The sequence below is a fragment of the Nonomuraea sp. NPDC048892 genome, assembly GCF_040649735.1.
In the GTDB taxonomy this organism is placed as follows: domain Bacteria; phylum Actinomycetota; class Actinomycetes; order Streptosporangiales; family Streptosporangiaceae; genus Nonomuraea; species Nonomuraea maheshkhaliensis.
Genome location: NZ_JBEZFZ010000020.1, coordinates 113,687 through 134,173, shown reverse-complemented (window position 1 = coordinate 134,173; position 20,487 = coordinate 113,687). Strand labels below are relative to the sequence as shown.

Sequence of the window (20,487 nt, the reverse complement as noted above, 5' to 3'; positions counted from 1 at the left end):
CGGGGCCGGGCCGGTCGCGTGCGGCCGTCAGTGGCCCTCGTGACCGCCACCAGGCTGACCTGGCACGTTCCCGTTCGCGTCGGTCACCTTGAAGATGCCGGCCATCCCCATGTCGGAGTGGCTCTGGACGTGGCAGTGGTACATCCACGCCCCCGGGCCGACCCGCTCGCCCGCGATCACCTGGAAGCCGAACGACTCGGCAGGACCGGTGATCTTGGTGTCGATGATCCGGCTCGGGTCCTCCAGGCTCTCCAGCAGGCCGGTGCGGTTGTCGGCCCAGCGGTGCCCGTGGATGTGGAAGGTGTGGTAGAACTCGCCGTGAGTGATCACGATCCACTCCACCCGCTCGCCCACCTTGGCCACGAACTCCGGCGCCTGGTGCGCGGGGCGGTTGTTGATCATCATGTCGTTGAAGACGACGGTGAACGTCTTGTCCGGCTTGACGTCCTTCTTCCGGCGGACCACCAGCGGGCCGTAGAGGCCCTGCCGGATGCCGATCGTGCCGTGCGGGGTGCCCACCACGTGGTCGTGGTAGTGCCAGTAGCCCGCGCTGCCGGGCTCGATGCCGGCGCCGCCGCCACGCCGGCCCTGCGCGTGGGTGCGCCAGATGTAGGTGCGCCGGCCGCCGGGCTCGACCACGCCGTCGTTCAGCCGCGTACCGTCGCTGGACACGTCGTAGTCGACCCCGTGGACGTGCAGGCTCGCCGCCACGTCCAGGTTGTTGACCATCTCGATCTCCAGGGTGTCGCCCTCGATCATCTCGATGAGCGGCCCGGGGATCGTCGCCTTGCCGGGCTCAAGGCCGTAGCCGAGCTGGCCGTCCGCCAGCCGCTCCGCGTACAGGGTGATGCGGCGGACCGCGCCCATGGTCGCGCCGGTCGTGCCGGTCTGGATCGTCGCGGTCGGATTCGCTGTGACCAATGGTGCCAGCGCGGCAGCAGCCGCGGAGGTGGTGAAGGCACGCCGGGAGAGCAGGCTTTTCGCCAGGCCTCTGCCTACCTCGGTCATGGTTCCCCAATCGGTGACGCTTGCGTGAGGGTGACTTGCGGGTGCTCGGGAGAACGCGCTCGCGCGCGACGTCGGTTTTGGCCTGAACCGGTCGCGTCGTGATTGGTGCGGTTACGGGGGTAGTTAGACCGATCTTCGATCGAAGTACGCGCCTTTTTCGGCGAAATGTCAATAACTAGCATCGAAAAGAGTCAAAAGTTCCGACCGGCGCCGAGGTCTCCACCGCTGGCGCTCCCCCTGACCGCCGTGTACGGATTGTCACGGTCCCGAAGCGCAGCCGCACGCGGGGATGTGGCCAGGTGTGGCCAATTCGTGCGGTGTGACGCGAGTCTCGTCGGCGATCCAGCAGATGACGGGCCTCCCGGTCGCGCTACGTGACGGAGCGTGACGAAACTGGTGGCTGGACAGCGAGTGAGCATGGGTGTTATCGATGGGGCGCGGCACCGGTCACCTTATGCCGCCTTTATGCACCGCACCTGCATCCCCCTCGTTCCTCCCCCTCTCCCCCAGCCAATGTCCCGAGCTTGGAGTGGTGATTGTGATCAGTATGCGTTCACGCGCCTTATGCGTGATCACAGGGTTAGCCGTGTTAGTGCCAGGGCTGGCGTCGATGCCTCCCCAGCCCGCGGCCGCGGAGACCGTCGCCCCTGAATGCATCCCCGGCGCGCCCGCTCCGGCGCAAGGTCTCCAGAAGCAGCCCTCGGCTCCCTCCGCCGGCCCGCAGGCGGCCGTGCCGAAGCCGTTCACGACCATCGCGGACGGCGAGAGCGCCAAGACGATCACCCATGACGAGGCCCGGCTGGACATCGGCAGCGCGGCGCTGGACGAGCCGGCCGAGATCGGCATCACGCCGCTCAGCCCGGAGGAACTGCCGGTGCTGGGCGCCGGGATGGACAATGTCACCGAGGCGCCGCGGGCCGGTTACCGGTTCACGCCGACGCCGTTCGAGTTCGAGCAGGACATCACGATCAGCCTGCCGTACGACGAGGCGAAGCTGACGGCGGCCGGGCTGACCCCGCAGGACGTGCGGACCTTCTTCTTCGACGAGCAGGGCACCTGCTGGCGGCCCCTCGTGCGGGTGGCGATCGACACCGAGCAGCAGCTGATCGTCTCCAAGACCGACCACTTCACCGACATGGTCAACGCCACGGTGAACGCCCCCGAAGGCCCCGAGCAGGTCTCCTTCGATCCGACGAAGATCAAGGGCATCGAGGCCGGCGACCCGTCGGCGGGAGTGAACCAGATCGCCGCGCCGACGGCCGACAACCAGGGCGAGGCCCGGCTGTCGTACCCGATCGAGGTGCCCGCGGGCCGGGAGAAGATGCAGCCGCAACTGTCGGTGGAGTACGCGTCGGGGGCGGCCAACGGCTGGATGGGCGTGGGCTGGGACCTGTCGGTGCCGTCGATCGCGATCGACACGCGCTGGGGCGTGCCCCGTTACAGCGCCGAGGACGAGACCGAGACGTACACGTTCGCCGGAGATCAGCTGACCCCGGTGGCGCACCGGGGAGCGGCGCGGCCACGTACCGCCGACAAGGTGTTCCACCAGCGGACCGAGGGTCGGTTCTCGCACATCCTGCGCAAGGGCGACTCGCCCAGGAACTACAGCTGGGAGGTCACCGACAGGTCCGGCTCCCGCTGGTTGTACGGCGGCGAAGGGGCGGTGCTGGCCGACGACTCGGGCAACATCTTCTCCTGGGCGCTGCGCGAGGTGCGTGACCCGAACGGCAACACCATGCGCTACCAGTACACGACCGTCGAGGACGCCGGCGTGGCCGGCGGCACGGTCGAGGGACGCGCGCTCTACCCGAAGAAGATCACCTACACCGGGCTCGGCGACACCGACGGCCCGTACTCGGTGACGTTCCTGCGTGACAGGGAGCTCGGCGAGCCGCGCCGGCCGGACGTGTCGATCAGCGCGCTGGGCGGGTTCAAGCAGGTGACGGCGGATCTGCTGCGCCGGGTCGAGGTGCGGCTGGGCGACGACCTGGTCCGCCGCTACGACTTCGTCTATGCCCAGGGCGCGTTCGGCAAGTCGCTGCTGTCGAAGATCCAGCAGTACGACGCCGCCGGAAAGCTGTTCAACACCCATGAGCTGGGCTATTTCGACGACATCCGCGACGCCTCCGGCGCCTACACCGCGTTCCAGCGGGTGGAGTGGACCTCACCGGACGACGGCCTGTCCAACGGCCTGGTCAACGGGATCCGCCCCGGCGCGGGCGAGGCCGGCGCGCTGAACGGCAACACCTCCACCGGCGCGGGCGGCCACCTGTACACGGGATGGGGGCCGCTGCCGAGCAAGTCGAACTCGGTCGGGGTGAAGGCCGGATTCAGCCGCAGCTCCGACAAGGGCCTGCTGGCGCTGATGGACGTGGACGGCGACAGCCTGCCGGACAAGGTGTTCAGGAGCGGCGGCGGCTTCGTCTTCCGCAAGAACCTGTCGCGCCCCGGCGGCGAGCCCCGCTTCGCCGAGCAGACCACGCCGCTGCGCAACCTGCCGGGCCTGTTCGACCAGGACTCCAGTTCCCGTACGGTCGGCGTCGAGGCCTACCCGGGCGGCGGCGCGGTGCAGCTCGACTACGTCGACACGATCAGCACCACGAACCGCTACTTCAGCGACGTCAACGCCGACGGCATCACCGACCTGGTCAACGGGGAGAGCGTGCTGTTCGGCCGGATCGGCGCCGACGGGGTGCCGGTGTTCGGCGCGGCGGCCGACACGCCGGTGCCGATCGGCGGCAGCGAGGCGGACGCCGACGGCCTGCTGCCCGACTACTCCGAAGACCGCGAGCGACGGGAGCAGTCGTTCCCGCTGGTGGACACGTTACGTCGGTGGACCGCGCCGTTCGACGGCACGGTCGCGGTGACCGGCACGGTCAAGCTCGACGCGCCCGAGGGTGAGCTGCCGGCGTTCGCCGACCCCGACGGGGTGCGGGTGGCCGTGCAGCACGAGAACGACGAGCTGTGGTCGGCCAGGATCGAGGCCGGCGACCGTGACGAGCACACCCCGCAAGGGGTGGACGCCATCCAGGTGAGCAAGGGCCAGCACCTGTACTTCCGGGTCGGTTCGGTGCACGACGGCGCCGCCGACCGGGTCACCTGGAACCCGACGATCACCTACACCGGCCTGCCGGAGACCTCCGACGCCAACGGCCTGCCGCTGACCTCCTACACCGCGGCCGACGACTTCACGCTCGCCGGGCGCGCGGCCACCGTGACGGTCCCCAGGGACGGCACCCTGACGCTGGGCGGGGCGCTGACCAAGAGCGCCGCCACCACCGACGACCTCACGATCCTGATCACCCGCGCCGGTACGCCGGTCTTCCAGCAGCAGGTCCCGGCCGCCTTCACCGGCGAGGTTCCGGTGAGCGCGACGGTGCCGGTCACCAAGGGCCAGGCGCTGACGTGGCGGATCAAGACGGACACGCCGATCGACGTGACCGCGCTGAAGTGGACGCCCACGGCGGCCTACACCGAGACCTCGCCGGTGCCGGACGAGTTCGGGCAGGAGTTCGCCGCGCCGTACGACATCGACACCTACACCGTCTCCAGCGCAACCGCCCCGCCGCAGCCCTACACGGCGTCCGGCGGAACGCTCACCGTCACCCCGCAGCCGGTCGCCGCCGACGGCGCCACCGGCCAGGTGATCTTCTCGGTCAAGAAGCAGGGCGCGCTGCTGGCCAAGCAGAGCGTCACCCTGGGCGCCGAGCCGGTGCCGCTTCAGGTCGAGACCACGGCGGAGGACAAGCTGTTCTTCGAGTTCACCGCGCCCGCAGGGCTGCTGAGCGGGGCTTCCGTGCTGGTCGGCGGCGTCGAGGAGGCCGCGACCGTGCACAGCCCGGCGCCCGAGGGCGTGTACGGGCGGCCGTACCGCGGCTGGGCCTATGTCGGCTACAACGGCAACGGCGACCGGGCCACCCGGCCGATCAGGCAGGGCGACCTGGACAGCATGGAGGACCTGCAGTCCGAGCTGCCCCAGGACGTGGACGTGGACCGCGACCGGCCTGAGTTCGAGCAGGACCCGCGGGTCACGCCGCCGAACGCGATCCTGTTCGTGGCCGAGCCCGACCGGAACAGCTGGGCCTCGGGCGCGGACCTGACGGTCTCCGGTGCCACGGTGACCAGTTCCCGGCTGGGCGGGCAGTCGATCGGCCTGCCCACGGCCGCCGACGTGTCCGGCGTACGGGCGGTGCCGCGCATGTCCCGCTCCCAGCAGATCTCGGTGACCGGCAGCGTCGGCGGCGGGGTCGGCAGTGTCGGCGGCAGCGTGGCCACCGGCACCTCCAGCGGCGAGCTGGACTACTTCGACATGAACGGCGACGGCTTCCCCGACGTGGTCGGCGCGGGCGGCATCCAGTACACCGACCCGTCAGGAGTGCTCGGCCGCACGCGCGGTGACACGCCGGGCGGCACGGTGCGCTCCTCGGACAACCGCTCGGGCAACGCCAGCGCGGGCAGCGCGGCCAAGACCATCACCACCGGCCGCGGCGACGCCGCGCCGAGCGGGACGGCGACGGCCAACACCTCGTCGTCCGGCAACGACATGCCGCCGCTGGGCATCGGCGGCAGCTTGGGGACGGGCACCTCGGACGCCGAGTCCGACCTGCTGGACATCAACGGCGACGGGCTGCCTGACCGGGTGTTCGAGGACGGGCGCGCGGCGCTCAACCTCGGCTACCGGTTCGCGGCGCCGGAGCCGTGGCCGGGCGGGCCGCTGAACGACGGCGGCAGCGACAACGCCGGCGTGAACATCGGCTTCAACACCGACTTCTACGGCTTCGCCGGCGGCGCGTCGCTGAACCAGGGCGACAGCACCACCTCGGCCACGCTGGCGGACGTCAACGGCGACGGCCTGGCCGACCGGGTGTTCGCGGGCTCGCCGATCAGGGTGGCGATCAACACCGGTGGCGGGTTCACCGCCCCTGTCGCCTTCGGTGGCAGCCTGTCCGGGGTGAGCGGCGACGTCAACGCCCGGCTGGGCGCGGGGGCGTACTTCACCATCTCGATCCCGATCGCGTTCGGCATCGGCGGGTTCATCATCATCAACCCCGGCGCCGACACTTCGACCGGCGCTTCGCGTGCCTCGCAGCAACTGCGGGACATCAACGGCGACGGCTTCGCCGACCACCTCGCCTCCGGCGCCGACGACCAGCTGACGGTGGCGGCCAACCAGACCGGCCGCACCAACCTGCTCAAGACGGTCAAACGCCCACTGGGCGCGACGATCGAACTGGACTACGCGCGGGACGGCAACACCTACGACCTGCCCAGCTCCCGCTTCGTGCTCAGCTCGGTCAAGACCGACGACGGCCTGGCCGGGGACGGCGAGGACGTCCAGCACACCACCATCGGTTACGCGGGCGGCGTGTACGACCGGCTGGAGCGGGAGTTCCGCGGCTACGCCACGGTGACGACCCAGGGCCGGGACCACAACGGGGCCGTGTACCGGACCATCACCGCCACGTACGACACCAGCAGCCACTACACCCGCGGCCTGGGCACGCGTACGCTCACCGCGGACGGCGCGGGCAAGCCGTTCACCGAGGAACTGCGGACGTACGAGCTGCGCGACGTCGCCACCGGCGCGGCCGGCGACCCCGCCAGCACCAGCGCGGCGATCTTCCCAATGCTGGTCAGGACCGACGAGCGCTGGTACGAGGGCCAGGCCCAGCCGGGCAAGCAGACCCGGGTCGAGCTGGTCTACGACAAGCACGGCAACATCATCAAGACGACCGACCACGGCGAGAGCGGCGGCGCCGACGACGTGATCACCACGGTCGGCTTCGCGGACTGCACCGCCACCCACATCCTCGACGCGGCCGACAGGTCCGAGGTGCGCGGCGGTGGCAAGGTCATGCGGCGCACCGACGCCGACATCGACTGCGCCACCGGGAACATGACCCGGCACCGGGCCAAGCTGGGCGACGACAAGATCGCGGTGACCGACGCGACATACAATCCCGGCGGCACGCTGGCCACCCTGACCGGCCCGGCCAACCACAAGGGGCAGCGCTTCAAGCTGACCTACACCTACGACGAGGTGACCGGCACCTACGTCACCTCCATCCAGGACAGCCACGGCTACACCTCCACCGCCGGCTACAACCTGAAGTTCGGCCGGCCCGAGACCACGGTCGACATCAACGACCAGCGGACGGTCCACACCTACGACGACGCCGGCCGCGTCGCCACCGTGACCGGGCCGCACGACCACGAGGCCGGCAAGCCGACCATCGCCTTCGAATACCACCCCGAGGCGACCGTCCCGTACGCGGTCACCCGCCACCTGGACCGAGCCTCGGACGGAACGGTCAAACCCGACACCATCGACACCGTCACCTTCACCGACGGCCTGAACCGGGTCGTGCAGACCAAGAAGGACGCCCGGATCAACGGCACCGACGGCATGACCGTCTCAGGCCGGGCCGTCTACGACGAGTTCGGCCGCGTGGCCGAGCAGTACTACCCGGTCAACGAGGCCAAGGGCACGGCCAACACCAGGCTCAACACGACCTCCGACCGGGTCTACCCGACCACGAACGAGTTCGACGTGCTGGACCGGACGGTGCGCACTGTGCTGCCCGACGGCACCGGCAGCTCCACGGCCTACGGCTTCGGCGACGACCGCTCCGGCACCCGGCAGTTCTCCACCGCGGTGACCGACGCCGAGGGCAACACCAAGGTCACCTACACCGACGTACGCAAGCAGCTGACCTCGGTGCGGGAGCCGAACCCGGTCAACGGCGGCCCGCCGCTCTGGACCAGCTACGTCTACGACCCGCTGAGCCAGCTCACCAAGGTCACCGACGACCAGAACAACCACACCACCTCGGCCTACGACGACTTCGGCCGGCGCACGACCGTGACCAGCCCCGACTCGGGGCGTACCGGCACCGGCTACGACCTGGCCGGCAACGTGATCAGCAAGGTCACCGCGAAGCTGGACGACCGGGACAAGAAGATCTCCTACGAGTACGACTTCAACCGGCTGGTGAAGATCGACTATCCGATCTTCAAGCACAACGACGTCCGCTACACCTACGGCGCCCCCGGTGCCGCCTACAACGGCGCGGGCAGGCTGACCAAGATCGAGGACGCCGGCGGCGTCACCACCCGCCAGTACGGGCCGCTCGGCGAGATCGTCTCCGAGACCAAGGTCCTGCCCGGCTCCGGCCACCACGACAAGACCTTCACCACGGGCTACCGGTACGACAGCTTCGGCCGGGTGCTCCAGCTCACCTATCCCGACGGGGAGGTGCTGACCTACGGGTACGACTCCGGCGGCCAGGTGATCTCGGCCACCGGCGTCAAGGGCGCGCACACGTACCCGTACCTACGTGACCTGCTGTACGACAAGTTCGAGCAACGCACGCGGGTGGTGCTGGGCAACGGCACGTCCACCACGTTCAGCTACGACGCCGCCGACCGCAGCCTCGCGCTGCTCAGCTCGACCCTGCCGAGCGGGTACGAGTTCCAGCGCTACCGCTACAGCTACGACGACGTCGGCAACATCACCCGCCTGCAGAACGACACCAACATCCCCGACGGCTCCACCACGCCCAAGCTCGGCGGGCCGTCCACGCAGACCTACGTCTACGACAACCTCTACCGGCTGACCCAGGCCACCGGCCAGTACACGCCGGACATCCACCGCACCAACACGTACGCCTTCCGCCTGACGTACGACACCGTGCACAACATCGTCGGCAAGCAGCAGCGGCACGCCATCGTCGCCAGCAACGGCAGCGAGCAGGTGCAGCAGAACACCACCTACTCCCACGTCTACAGCTTCGGCTCCCGCCCGCACGCGCCGGCCGAGGTCGGCCCGGACGAGATGAAGTACGACGCCAACGGCAACCTCGTCAACCAGGAGTCCGACCAGCACGGCCGGCCCCGCCGCCAGCTCATCTGGGACGAGGACAACCGGCTGGCCTGCGTGCACGACACGACCAAGAACGACACCCAGCCGCAGGACCCCTCGGCCTGCGACGACCACCGCAAACCGCCCACGGTCCGCTTCACCTACGACGACCAGGGCCGGCGGGTGGTCAAGGACAGCTCGCAGATCACGCTGTACCCGAACCAGAACTACACCGCCCGCAACCAGACCGAGTTCAAGCACGTCTTCGTCGGCACCACCCGGATCGCCACGAAGACCACCAAACCGCCGTCCGTCTTCGAGAAGGACCAGTTCTTCTACCACGGCGACCAGATCGGCTCCACCACCTTCGGCACCGACGGCAACGGCCGGCTGGCCGAGCATCTCAACTACTTCCCCGGCGGCGAGACCTGGGTCGAGGAGAGCCCGGGCCAGTTCAACCCGTACCAGTTCACCGGCAAGGAGCTCGATCCCGAGACCGGCTACTACTACCACGGGTCGCGCTACTACGACCCCCGCATGGGCCTGTGGAAGTCCCCTGATCCGATCATCGACGACTACCTCGACGGCGAGGGCAACGACGGGGTCTACAACCCGGGCAACCTCAACCTGTACGGGTACGGCTACAACAACCCGGTCCAGAACTCCGACCCCGACGGCAACCTGGTCTTCCTCGTCCCCGCGGCCATCCTGGTCGGCAAGGGCGTCATGTGGGGCCTGACCGCGTACAGCGCCTACCAGGGCGCCAGAGCGGTGGCCGGTACGGTCAGCGACGTCGCCGAGGGCCGCAAGACCTGGCAGGAGGGCGCCGCAGAAGCCGGCCTGGCGGTGGCAGAAGCGGGCGCGGAGGCCGCACTCGGCAAGCTCAGGGTGGTCGAACGCGCCGCCGAGTTCGTCGGCAACACCGGCGTCGGCCGGCGAGCCGCCGACTGGGTGTCCGACCGGGCGGGCGACGTCGCCCAGAGATTCCGCAGAACCGACACCCCCGGCGGCTGCACCCTCAACAGCTTCGTCCCCGGCACCCAGGTGCTGATGGCCGACGGCACCGCCAAGCCCATCGAAGAGGTCGTCGTCGGCGACAGCGTCCTGGCCACCGACCCGGAGACCGGGCGTACCGAATCCAGGCTCGTCACCGGCGTCATCACCGGCGACGGCGAGAAGAGCCTGGTGAAGGTCACCGTCGACGTGGACGGCGACCGGGGCGACAGGACCGCCGACATCACCGCGACCGATGGTCACCCCTTCTGGGCCTCCAGCCTGGGCCGCTGGATCGACGCCGACCTGCTCCGGCCCGGCATGTGGCTGCGCACCTCGGCCGGCGACTACGTCGAGGTGGACGCGGTCAGCGAGTGGAGCGCGCCGCGCCGCGTGCACAACCTGACCGTCGACGGCCTGCACACCTACTACGTGCTGGCGGACGCCACCCCGGTCCTCGTCCACAACATCAACTGCCTCAACCTGCCCGACAGAATCCCCCCAGGAGAGTGGCGCACCGTCGGCGACCTCAACGCCAAGGGCGGCGTCTACGCCCTAGTGGCCCCGAACGGACAGGTGGTCAGAACCGGCATGGCCACCGACCTGCGCGACCGGCTCGGCAAGCACGGGCGCGCCTTCCCCGACCTGCGTCAGGTGGTGCTCTACCGGACGGACGACCTGAACGAGAGACACGGCCTGGAGAAGCTGGTCGAGAACTACTACAAACCCATCCTCGCCAACCGGGCCGCGGTGGGCGACGACCACGTCAACCTGACCGACTACCTGCGAGCCGCCCGCGACTTCCTGGCCCGCAACCAGTAACCCACCGAACCCACCGAACCCACCGAACCCGCAGCCCCGGCAGGCCCCACGACGGCCCTGCCGGGGCTGTACAAATGGTCAATCTCGAACAGATGCCGGCACAGGCTTCCTGGAGGACCGTGAAAAAGATCATCTGGTCGGCGACACTCGCGGTGTCGATCGTCGTCCTCACCGCCTGCCAGCCACCCGTCAGCCGTCACCCGCCCAAAGAAGTACCGATAATGAGCGGATGAAGGTACGTATCGGGATAGCGCCGCCCCCTGGAGACACCCCCGGCCACCTCGCCGAGCTCGCCGAGCGGGCCGAGGCGCTCGGGATCGACTCCCTGTGGCTGTCGGAGATCGTCCACGGGCCGTCCGTCGAGCCCATGGTCGGCATGGCCTACACCCTGGCCGCCACCCGCAGGCTGAAGGTCGGCACGGGGGTGGCGATTCTGCCGGGCCGTCACCCGGTGCGGGTGGCCAAGCAGCTCGCGTCGCTGGCCGCGCTCGCCCCCAAGCGGGTGCTGCCGGCGTTCGGGCTGACCCCGGCCAGGCCCGCCGAGCGGGAGGCGTTCCCCGTTCCCGGGCCGCGCGGTGCGGTGTTCGACGAGTCGCTCGAACTGCTCAGGCTGCTCCTGCGGCAGGAGAAGGTGACCTTCCACGGCGAGTTCTTCACGGTGGAGAACGCCGGGGTCGGCCCGCTGCCGGCCAAGCCGCTCGACATCTGGGTCGGCGGCAGCGGGGAGCGCGCCCTGCGCCGGGCCGGGCGGCTCGCCGACGGCTGGCTGGCCAGCTTCCTCACCCCTGACCAGGCCGCCGCCGGACGTACGGCGATCGCGGCGCACGCTGCTGAGGCGGGCCGCGAGATCGAGGCCGACCACTACGGCACCAGCCTCGCGGTGGCCGCGACCGAGATCCCCGCCACCGCGATCGACGCCATCGCCAGGCGCAACCCCGGCGTAGACCCCGCCGAGATCGTTCCGATCGGCTGGGCCGCCGCCCACGACCTGATCGAGCGCTTCGTCGAGGCCGGGATCACCAAGTTCGTCGTACGGCCCGCCGCACCCGTGCCCTCGGCCGAACGCTGGCTCGACGAGTTCGCCGACCACCTCATGCCGCTGCAGAACTGAGCACCGCCGCGGCAACCAGACCCGCCCGTTCATGGCCCAGCTCAGAACGCTCGCCGTGACCTGGTCGAAGAAGTATGCGCAGGCGACGTTCTCGTCCTTGAATCGCTGCATTCGACGCTTGGTGTCCCGCTCGAACCAGAATCTCTGCCAGCCGTGCTGTTGTTGGACCTGAGTAGGGGCTACTCAGGTGATCCGGGTCCGACTGGCCGACACTCGCGGTCATGCGCACCCTTCTCGCCCTGCTCCTGATCATCGCAGCCGGCTTATCCGGCGTGCCCGCCGCCCACGCCGCTCACACTGCTCACACCGCCGCCGGAACGGTCAGCGCGGACTGTACGTTCCTGGACCCTTCCCCCGTCGCCGTCCGGGAGGGCGAGGGACCGCGGATCCGGATCACCTACCTGAACAGCAGCGACGAAAGCGCCTGGTTCGAGTCGATGGTGGAGGCGAACTTCCACTACTGGCATCCCACCGTCTTCCACCGCCAGCTCCTGGCCAAGGAGACGGGGCTGGTGCAGGCCGAGATCAACCTGCCCCCGGCGTACGGCCAGGGACCGGGCGAGACGACGGGGCTGCGGGTGAAGATCACCTCGTCGCAGACCGGCGACACGACGATCGGGACCTGCGGGACGATGCTGCGCGTCCGGGAGGCCCCGGACGGCGATCAGGACGGGCTGCTGGACTCCTGGGAGCGCGACGGCATCGACTACGACGGTGACGGCACCGTCGACCTGGCGCTGAACGCGGCACCGTACAACGCGGACCCCGGCCGCAAGGACATCTTCGTCGAGCTGGACTGGATGCGATGCGAGACGACATCCTGCAAGCGCCCGCGCGAGCTGTCGGACGCGGCGATCAGGCAGGTCGTCGACGCGTTCGCCTGGCGGGGCATCACCCTGCACGTCCTCAAGAGCGAGCAGATCCCCGAGACGGAGGACATCTCGTTCGACACCAAGGCTCCCGGGACCTGGGACGACTTCGACGACCTCAGGACCGGCTCCGAGGCGTACACGTGCGACGGCGCCTTCGGTGACGTGCTCGACCGGATCTCCCGCAACTGCGAGAACATTCTCGGGGCCAAGCGGCTGGTCTTCCGGTACGCCGTCTCCGCGCACGGGCTGACCGGCAAGGGTACCCAGTCGGGGCAGGCCGAGGTCGGAGACGACACGATCGACCGGGTGAACGGCTCCACCCTGGCCGGCATCGCGCTGCCCGGCGGCAACGACTTCGTGATCACCCTGGGCCTCTGGGACGGCAAGGAGATCAACGATCGGGAGGGCCAGGTCTCGGTGGAGGCCGGGACCTTCATGCATGAGCTCGGCCACACGCTGGGCCTGCAGCACGGCGGCGTCGACAGCTTCAACTGCAAGCCGAACTACCTCAGCGTGATGAACTACACCCACCAGTTCGCCGGCGCCGACAACCCCGGCAGGCCGCTGGACTACCAGGAACACGAGCGCGCCCATCTCGAAGAGGACGGGGGCCTGGACGAGACGAGCGCCGCCGTCCCCGGCGCCGGCAACCGCACGGTCGTCTACGGCGTGGGGGGCAAACTGAAGACCACGGACGGCGGTCTCGCGGTCGACTGGAACGGCGACGGCAGGAACGAGCAGGGTGCGACCGGCGACGTCAACCACATCGATCTCAAGGGCGACACAAAGTCCTGCCCCGCCTCCCCCGGCCAGCGGCTACGCGCGTGGAACGACTGGGAGCACCTGAACTTCGACTTCCGCAAGAGCCCGATGTTCCCCGACGGCGCGCACAAGGGCGTGCTCGGTAGCGGCACCACCGAGATCACCGAGGAAGCCGCCGAGGCGCTCAACCCGCACATCGACCTGACCGTGGCCAAGACCGTCGACAAGGAGCAGGCCGCTCCGGGCGAGACCCTCGGCTACACGGTCACCATCGGCAACAAGGGGCCGGCGACGGCCACCCGGGTGTCGATCGACGACATCCTGCCCGGCGGAACGCGGATCACCCGTTCGCTCGCCGACCTGCCCGCCGGCGGCTCGGCCAGGGAGAGCTTCAGTTACACCGTGCCGTGCGGCACGGCGGACGGAACTGTGCTGACCAACACGGCGACGGTCGCGGGCGTCAACGCCGCGGGGTACGCCGAGAGCGGGACGCTGACCGACAACACCGCCACCGCCGCCACCACGGTCCGCCGCCCGGCCCTGACGGTGCAGGCCAGCGTGACGGGAGGCGATCCCTTCGCGTACACGATCAGCTACCGCAACACCGGAGGCGGGCACTCGAAGGACGCCGCGCTGACCGCCACCCTGCCCGAAGGTCTGTACTACGAGCCGACGCCAGAGACGCCGCCCGACGCCGTCACCCGCGACCCGGACGGCACCACCACGCTGCGCTGGAACCTGGGCGCGGTCGCTCCGGGAGCGTCCGGCGCCGTCACGTTCGACGCCCGGCCCAGCCTGCTGCTGGAGGAGGGGACGACGGTGACCGTGCCGGTCTCGCTCTCCTTCGGCGACGGCGGCGACTGCCCCTACGCCCCGGCACAGGCCACGGCGCAGACGCGCATCACGCTCCCGGCCGCCACCCGTGACCCCAGGCCACTCGCCGTCTGGACGCTCTTCCCGTCGCTGCGCACCCCTGAGGCACTGGCCCGCGTCCAGGCGACCGACCAGCGCTACGACACCTCACCCGCCGACGGGCGGCTGACGCAGGCGGAGTTCGCCCACGCGGTCGGGATACCGCTGCTGCAGCCGCGCGCCCTGCGCGCCGAACTGCTGGCGACCTACCTGAACCTGGCCACCCGCCGGATCCACGCGAGCACCGCCATCCACACGCCGCAGTCCGTCGCGCTCGGGCTGGAGACCGTGGGCGACGCCGTACGGCACGCCCAGGCCACGCTGGCGCAGCCGGTGGGCGCCCGCCACATCACGGCCACGCTGCTGCTCACGGAGATCAACGCCGGGCTGGCCGAACGCTGGTGAGCCACACGGTCAGGAGGCGGCTGCCGCCGCCTCCTGGCGGAGCGGGAAGTGGCAGGCGACCTGGTGCGTCGCGCCCGCCAGCGGCGGCTCGGTGGCGCAGATGTCCTGCGCCAGGGGGCAGCGCGTACGGAACCGGCACCCGGTAGGCGGGTTGACCGCGCTCGGCAGCTCCCCCCGGATGGCCGAGCCCGCGCCGGCCGTGCGCCCGGGGTCGGGCGTGGGGACGGCGTCGAGCAGCGCCTGCGTGTACGGGTGCCGCGCGGCCCGGACCACCTGGTGAGCGGGCCCCACTTCGACGAGCTTGCCGAGGTACATCACCCCGATGCGATCGGCCATGTAGTCGACCACGGACAGGTCATGGCTGATGAACACGTACGACAGGCCGAGGTCGCGCTGCAGGTCGCGCATGAGGTTGAGCACCTGCGCCTGGACGGACACGTCCAGGGCGCTGACCGGCTCGTCGGCCACGATGAGCCGCGGCCGCAACGCCAGCGACCTGGCCAGCCCGATGCGCTGCAACTGCCCGCCGGAGAACTCGTGCGGGTAGCGCTCCAGCGACCGCCGCGGCAGCCCCACCTGGTCGAGCAGCTCGCTCACCCGGGCGCGGCGCGCGCCGGAGTCGCCGACCCGCTGGATCTCCAGCGGCTCCGTGAGGATGGAGTCGATGCGCATGCGCGGGTTCATGGCCGCGTAGCTGTCCTGGAACATGAGCTGCACCTGCCGGTGCATGCGGTGACGGGCGGCTCGGTCGAGGGTCGCGACGTCGGCGCCGTCCACGACGATCTCGCCGCTGGTGGGCGGTTCGAGTCCGGCGACGAGACGGCCGACGGTGGACTTGCCGCACCCAGACTCCCCCACGATGCCGAGCGTCTCACCCGCCTTGACCTCGAACGAGACGCCCGCGACGGCGCTGACTCTGGCCGCGGCCCCGCGCAGGCCCGAGCCGCCGGCGTCGTACTCCTTGACCAGGTCGCGCACGGTGAGGATCGGCTGGGAGGCGCCGGACGTGCTCGGCTCCCGTTCGGTGGACGGCGCGATCGTGGCGCGGTCGGTGACGGGGTGCAGACAGGCGAACGCGTGCCCGTCCCCGGTGAGGGTGACGTCGGTGGTGCGGCATTCGTCGGTGGCGAAGCCGCAGCGGGGCGCGAAGCGGCAGCCGGTCAGGGGCCGCGACAGGTCCGGCGGCAGGCCGGGGATGCTGTAGAGCCGGCCGCTTCCGGCGGACTCGGGCAGGGCGCGCATGAGCGCCTCGGTGTAGCGGTGGCGCGGCGCGCGGAACAGCTCGGCGGTCGTGGCGGTCTCCACGACGCGGCCGGCGTACATGACGGCGACCCGGTCGGCGCGGCCGGCGATCACCCCGAGGTCGTGCGTGACCAGGATGACCGCCATCTTGAACTCCTCGCGCAGGTCGTCGATGAGTTCGAGGATCTGGCGCTGGGTGGTGACGTCCAGAGCCGTGGTGGGCTCGTCGGCGATGAGCAGCCGCGGCGAGCGGATGAGCGCCATGGCGATGACCACGCGCTGGCGCATGCCGCCGGACAGCTGGTGCGGGTAGTCGTCGACGATCTTGTCGGGCCTGGGCATGCCGACCCGGCGCAGGATCTCGATCGCCCGCTCGCGCGCCTCCGCCCTGCCGACGCCCTGGTGGACGCGTAGCGGCTCGGCGACCTGGGCGCCGATGCGCATGGTGGGGTTCAGCGAGGTGAGCGGGTCCTGGAAGACCATGCCCATCTCGACGCCGCGGACCCGACGCAGCTCCTGGGCCTCCAGGCCGCGCAGGTCGCGGCCGTCGAAGAGGATCTCCCCGCCGACGACGCGGCCGCCGGTCGGCAGCAGGCCCATGATCGACAGTACGGTCATGGTCTTGCCGCTGCCCGACTCGCCCACGATGCCGAGCGTCTCGCCCTGCCGTACCTCAAGATTGACGTGGTCGAGCGCGTGCACGGCGCCACGCCGCAGCGCGATGTCGGTGCTGAGGTCACGCAGCCGCAGCAGCGGCTCATTGGGGGCCATGTACGGTTCCTCCTGCTAACGCCGCCGGAGGCGGACCTCGAAGACATCCCGCAGCCCGTCGCCGATGAAGTTGAAGGCGAGGACGATGAGGATGATGGCGATTCCCGGCGGGTACAGCAGCCACCAGTGGCCGCTGAAGGTGTCCGACAGGCCGTCGGACAGCATGCCGCCCCAGTTGGCCGCGGGCGGCGGCACCCCCAGGCCGAGGAACGACAGGTAGGCGACGTACAGGATCGCGTCGGCGACCTGGAACGTCGCGTTGACGATCACCGTGCCGATGGCGTTCGGGATGATGTGCCTGCGCACCGCGCGCCCGCCGGTGCCGCCCATGCCGCGCATCGCCATCACGTACTCGCGGGTGCGCAGTGAGAGCGCCTCGCCGCGGACCAGCCGGGCCGGGCCGAGCCAGGCGAAGGCGCCGATGATGACGATGAGCATCGGCACGGTCGGCGTGACGATCGAGGCCATGAGCATGAACAGGAACAGCGCGGGGATCGACATCATCGCGTCGACCAGCCGCATCATGACGGCGTCGACCCAGCCGCCGGCGAACCCGGCGATGGCGCCCCAGACGGTCCCCACGACCGTGGCCAGCAGGCCGGCGGCCAGCCCGACGACGATGGAGGTCTGTCCGCCGAGCATCATCCGCCCGAGCTGGTCGTAGCCCACGCCGTCGGCGCCGAGCGGGTGCCCGTCCGTGCCGGGGGCCAGGAAGACCTTGGTCAGGTCGGTGTGCACCTGGTCGGTCTGGTAGAACAGCGGCCCGAGGAAGCTGAAGCCGGCCAGCAGGACGAACAGGCCCACGCCGGCCAGGGCGAGCCGGTTCTCGGCGAAGACCTCAAGTCCCTGCCGCCACATCCCGCGTACGGGCTCCGCCTCTTCCTGGGTGGTCATGAGCGTGCCGCCTTCAGCCGTACGCGCGGATCGACCGCGGCGTAGAGCACGTCGGCGACGAGCGCGCCGATCACGGTCGCCACCGAGATGAGCAGCGTGACGCCGAGCAGGATCGGGTAGTCCCGCTTGAGCGCCGCCTGCCAGAACAGCAGCCCCATGCCCGGGTAGTTGAACAGCCGCTCGACGACGAGGGCGCCGCTGAACAGCGCGGGCAGGTACATGCCGAGCAGGGTGATGACGGGGAACAGGCCGTTGCGCAGGGTGTGCCCGACGATGACGCGGCTCTCGGAAAGGCCCTTGCTGCGGGCCGTACGGACGTAGTTCTCGTTCAGGTTGTCGACCATGGACGAGCGGATGTAGCGGGAGTAGACCGCGACGGTGAGGATCGCCAGCGTGAGCGTGGGCAGCACGAGCCCGGCGGGGTCGGCCAGCACCTCCGCCATCGTGAAGCCCTGCGGGGCCTCGGGCGGCAGCACCGGCCACACCTGGGAGAACAGAATGATCATCATGAGACCCATGAAGAAGATCGGCGTGGCGTACGCCAGCAGCGACAGCCCGTTGATCGTGTAGTCGGGCCAGCGGTTACGCCGTACGGCCTGGATGACACCCAGCGGGACGGCCACCACGACCGCGATCAGCGTCGAGCCGAGCGACAGCAGCATGGTCTTGGGCAGGCGCTGGGTGATGGCCTCGGCCACCGACTGGTTGAGCTGGAAGGAGTAGCCGAGGTCGCCGCCGACCAGCCGCCGCAGGTACAGCGCGTACTGTTCCCACAGCGGCCGGTCGTACCCCATCTCGTGGTTGAAGGAGGCGATCTGCTGCAGCGTCGCCTCCTTGCCCAGGATGGCCCTGGCCGCGCCCCCGGGCAGCAGGTGCAGGATCACGAACGTGATCAGCGTCACCAGGATCACGATGACCAGGGCCTGGCCCAGACGGGCGAGGAGGTAGCGGGTCAAAGGTCAGCTCTTCCAGGACCAGTCTTGGAAGTACATCAGGTTCATCGGGTCCTGCGGGTCCACGCCCTGGAGCTCGGACCGGTACGACGAGATCTGGTAGACGGGGTTCGGCATCCAGAGCACCGGCAGGTCCTTGGCCAGGAAGTCGTTGTACTCCTGAAGGGCCCCGGCGTCGGCGGAGAACTGCGCCTTCTCGATGAGCTCGTCGGCCTCGGGGTTGCTGTAGCTGCCGAGGTTGACGGGGGCGTCGGTCTGGAACAGGCGCTCGCCGGAGGCGAAGGCCGGGTAGTACCAGCTGCCCTGGGAGCCGAAGAACGACATGTCCCAGTCGCACTTGGACTCGTCGGGCTTGCAGGCCGGGGTGACCGCGACGGAGTCGGGCACCTCCTTGATGGTGAGCTGCACGCCGACCTTCGCCATCGCCGACTTGATCTCGGCGAACATCTTGGTGGTCGCGGAGAAGCCCGACTGGCTGGTCACGGTGAAGTCGAGCGGGGTGCCCTTGGCGATGCCCTCACCGCACAGGGCGGGGTCGGCGCAGGAGGTCTGCCCGTCGGGGGTCACCGTCCAGCCGTGGCTCTCCAGCAGCTGCTTGGCCTTGGCCGGGTCGAACGGGTAGACGCAGCCCTGGCCGGCCGGCGAGCCCTGCTTGGCGGGCACAGGACCGCAGGTGGGCGCGGCCATGCCGGACCAGATGACCTTGCTGATGGTGGGCTGGTCGATGAGCATCTGCAGCGCCTGGCGCAGGTACGGCTGCTTGAACAGCACCCCGGTCTTGGGGTTGTTGAAGTTGAGCTGCAGGTAGGTGATCGACCATCCGTACCAGGGCGAGGTCTTGTAGCCCTTCGACTCCAGGTAGGACTGCTGCGACAGGTTCGCGGGCGGGATGTAACCGTAGTCGATCTGCCCGGCGCGCAGCACGTTGAACTCGGCGTCGTCGCCGGTGAACGGCCGCAGCACGATCTTGTTCAGCTTCGGCTTGTCGGGGCCCGAGTAGGCGTCCTGCTTGGCCAGGACCACCTCGCCGCTGGGCACGTAGCTCTCCAGCTTCCACGGGCCGCTGGTGGTCTTCCACAGCGGGTTCGTCGCGTACGACTTGGGGTCCTTGGAGGCGGCGGTCAGCTCCTCGAAGGTCTTCTTGGCGTCGCCGCCCTTGTCCCAGGCGTGCTGGGGCAGCGGCACGATGCGGTTGAGCTGGTTGCCGACGAACCAGGCCGCGTTGTACGCCTTCTTGGTGGTGAAGGAGAAGGTCTTGTCGTCCTTGACCTTGAAGGCGGAGATGTTGTCGGGGAAGCCGCCCGGCCGGTACGACGCCCACTTGTCCTTGTTCGTGGTCACCAGATCCCACCAGAACTGAATGTCCTTCGTGGTGATCGGCTTGCCGTCGGACCAGGTGTTGTCCTTGAGCGTGATGGTCAGCGTCTTCCCGCCGTCGCTCACCTCGGGCGGCTCGGCCAGCGAGCGCTCCGGGTTGATGTTGTCGGGGCTGGATCCGTCGAGCTTGTAGCTGTACAGCTTGCGGTACAGGGCGGTGCCGAAGATGTCGTTCTCGCCCTGGGTGAAGCCGGGGGCCGAGATCGGCAGGATCCAGTTCGGCGTGCGCAGGGCCACGGTCACCGTGTCCTTGGCCTGTGCGCCGCCCTGCTGCGTGCTGCCGCCTTGCTGTGAGCCGCTGCCCGCGCTGCAGGCGGTCAATCCGAGCCCGACGGCCACCACGCCGCACACGATGCGGGTTCTCGTCCCCATGGTTCTCCTCGTCGAGACGTGGACGTGCCCTTCAAGGGCTCTTCTGTCCTTCAGTTCGGAGAATGTATAGAGGGACAAGTAGTAAGTCAATGCGAAAAATCAGCTTTGTTCGGCACACTTATTTCGAGGTAG

General features: G+C 69.6%; 8 protein-coding genes. 3 read left to right on the top strand and 5 right to left on the bottom strand.

The annotated features are described in order from the left end of the window. Positions 1-27 precede the first annotated feature (27 nt). Positions 28-1,008 (bottom strand): multicopper oxidase domain-containing protein, encoded by a 981-nt coding sequence (locus tag AB0C28_RS42200; protein WP_357862120.1) that lies wholly within the window; start codon positions 1,006-1,008, stop codon positions 28-30. Between the two features lie 610 nt (positions 1,009-1,618). On the opposite strand from AB0C28_RS42200, the gene AB0C28_RS42195 reads away from it, so the two are divergent. The 3 genes from AB0C28_RS42195 to AB0C28_RS42185 all read left to right on the top strand — a co-directional run bounded on the left by AB0C28_RS42195 (position 1,619) and on the right by AB0C28_RS42185 (position 14,746). Continuing rightward, positions 1,619-10,684: a SpvB/TcaC N-terminal domain-containing protein gene (locus AB0C28_RS42195; protein ID WP_358081167.1), complete on the top strand. Its 9,066-nt coding sequence runs from the start codon at positions 1,619-1,621 to the stop codon at positions 10,682-10,684. Between the two features lie 229 nt (positions 10,685-10,913). Continuing rightward, on the top strand, positions 10,914-11,795 hold the full coding sequence (locus AB0C28_RS42190; protein WP_358081163.1) for a TIGR03854 family LLM class F420-dependent oxidoreductase: 882 nt from the start codon (positions 10,914-10,916) through the stop codon (positions 11,793-11,795). A gap of 221 nt (positions 11,796-12,016) precedes the next feature. Further along, entirely contained in the window at positions 12,017-14,746 is a 2,730-nt protein-coding gene (locus AB0C28_RS42185; protein WP_358081160.1) for a CARDB domain-containing protein, read from the top strand. 9 nt (positions 14,747-14,755) lie between these two features. Here AB0C28_RS42185 and AB0C28_RS42180 read toward each other — a convergent pair whose 3' ends face one another. Genes AB0C28_RS42180 through AB0C28_RS42165 form a run of 4 tightly spaced genes read right to left on the bottom strand, consistent with a single transcriptional unit; the run spans position 14,756 to position 20,355 of the window. Next, complete coding sequence (locus AB0C28_RS42180) at positions 14,756-16,759, bottom strand: ABC transporter ATP-binding protein (RefSeq protein WP_358081157.1); 2,004 nt, start codon at positions 16,757-16,759, stop codon at positions 14,756-14,758. 15 nt (positions 16,760-16,774) lie between these two features. Further along, positions 16,775-17,653 carry an ABC transporter permease gene (locus tag AB0C28_RS42175; RefSeq protein ID WP_346102968.1) on the bottom strand — a complete coding sequence of 293 codons (879 nt, stop codon included), beginning with the start codon at positions 17,651-17,653 and terminating at the stop codon, positions 16,775-16,777. Further along, positions 17,650-18,609, bottom strand: coding sequence for an ABC transporter permease (locus AB0C28_RS42170; RefSeq protein ID WP_357862106.1), 960 nt, complete (start codon positions 18,607-18,609; stop codon positions 17,650-17,652). The genes AB0C28_RS42175 and AB0C28_RS42170 overlap by 4 nt, the downstream gene beginning before the upstream one ends. Positions 18,610-18,612: 3 nt before the next feature. Continuing rightward, entirely contained in the window at positions 18,613-20,355 is a 1,743-nt protein-coding gene (locus tag AB0C28_RS42165; protein WP_357862104.1) for a peptide ABC transporter substrate-binding protein, read from the bottom strand. Between the last annotated feature and the right edge of the window lie 132 nt (positions 20,356-20,487).